Origin of the sequence: Bacillus sp. JJ1127, assembly GCF_036965845.1 — a bacterium.
In the GTDB taxonomy this organism is placed as follows: Bacteria; Bacillota; Bacilli; order Bacillales; family Bacillaceae_G; genus Bacillus_A.
On record NZ_JBALQK010000132.1, the window covers coordinates 840 to 2,628 of the forward strand.

Here is a 1,789-nt window from a genome sequence, read left to right on the forward strand (position 1 = left end):
ATCTTCACCCTGCTAAATTTGTTTATTTTTCCCATTTATATAATTCTATTATACTATATTATACTACACTTGTACCATGTGTAATTTTTTCCTTTGCTCATCACTTGCCATCGTGAGCAGTGTCTTTTCAATGCGGGGCTGTATATGCTCCAGTGTTATACTCGCTCCTGTTTTCTCCGTCTGATCCATAAAGTTTAATAATGCCATCGCTCCAGATGCATCTATATAGTGCACATCACTCAAGCGTAACGTCATATGAGACTTCACTTCTTGTAAAGAAGAAAAAATATGATCCGCCGATAAGAAAGAAAGCGGTCCTCGAATCCTATATGTCGCTTCTTCCCCTTCTTCTTTAACAATATACGCTTTCCGCTCTTTACACTGCAACATATATATAATGAAGGAAAGGATTATACCAAATGCAACAGCAATCATTAAATCAAACTTCACCGTAACAATCATTGTTACTAACATCACGACCGCATCACCTTTTGGTGCTACATGTATTTTCTTCATGCTATCCCAATCAAACATTCCGATGCCTGTTAAAATTAAAATACCTGATAATACTGCAAGGGGAATATATTGCACCACTGCACCGAGTCCCATAATGAAAATAAATAAAATCACGCTATGCACGCAGGCAGATAACGCTGTTTTCCCGCCGCTTCTTATATTCACAATCGATCTCACCGTTGCACCCGCACCTGCTAATCCTCCAAATAACCCGCTCACGATATTACCAATTCCCTGTCCAATCAACTCTTTATTACTTTTATGACGCATACCTGTTACATTATCCATCACAACGGATGTTAATAATGAGTCAATTGATCCTAATAACGCAATACTAAGTGCCGGTAAAATCATTTCCAGTACGACCGAGCCACTAAAAGATGTTAAATGAAGTGACGGCATTGCTTCTGGAATTGCTCCAATCTTTTCAATGACTTTATTTAAAGAAATCGTTCCTACAAAAGGTAACTGCACCGTAAGTCCTTGTAATACATGTGCAAATAATGGCAATGTTGCTGTAACGCCTACTAATGCAATCAGGCTTGCTGGGATCGCTTTAATCCACTTTCCTGCAAGAAGCATCACAAGGATCGTTAACAAAACAAGTAAGAAGCTATTCTTTACATGCTTCATTTCACCTAAAATAATCAGAAGCGCAATTCCGTTCATAAATCCTGAAACTACAGAATATGGAATGTAACGAATATACGAACCGAGCTTACATACACCAAATAAAATTTGAAATAGCCCAGCCATTATGAACGCGATAAAACTCGCTTCCAATCCGTGAGTGGCAATAATCCCTGTCGCAATAACTGTAATTGGGCCTGTGGGACCTGTTACTTGTCCTGCTGTACCACCAAATAGTGCTGCAAATAATCCAGCAAAAATGGCGCCGTACAATCCGACTAACGCCCCTTCAGACGTTCCTGTCGCTGCAATCCCAAATGCAATCGCGAGCGGCAGCGCAACAATCGCTACGGTAAATCCCGCTAAACATTCTTTTGCTATTTTTTGAATCATAAAAAATCACCTCTGTATAATGTCCACGCTCCATTGTACCTTGTAAAAGATTCATTCGTCAGCGGCTTTCAGCATAAATTCTTTACAGTCTCGTGAAGTAACCGCCTTCATCTTTTCACTCTCTCCTCTTTTACATAAATCCATTTTAATTTTCCGACATCTAAATCCCTGCTATGCAGAACAAAAAGTAACCTACACTCGTTTTCTCTTTCTGTTTCACTTCGCATGTAACAGAAACAGGCCCTGACCG

Annotated in this window: 1 protein-coding gene; it reads right to left on the minus strand. The window is 39.6% G+C overall.

Going from position 1 to position 1,789, the window contains the following annotated elements; translation table 11 throughout:
• Positions 1–63: 63 nt before the first annotated feature.
• On the minus strand, positions 64–1,539 hold the full coding sequence (locus tag V7183_RS13620; RefSeq protein WP_335359857.1) for a SulP family inorganic anion transporter: 1,476 nt from the start codon (positions 1,537–1,539) through the stop codon (positions 64–66).
• Between the last annotated feature and the right edge of the window lie 250 nt (positions 1,540–1,789).

What these genes read in the sequence shown, in the direction of transcription:
- V7183_RS13620 (WP_335359857.1), bottom strand. Translation starts at nt 1,539, where the DNA reads ATGATTCAAAAAATAGCAAAAGAATGTTTAGCGGGATTTACCGTAGCG.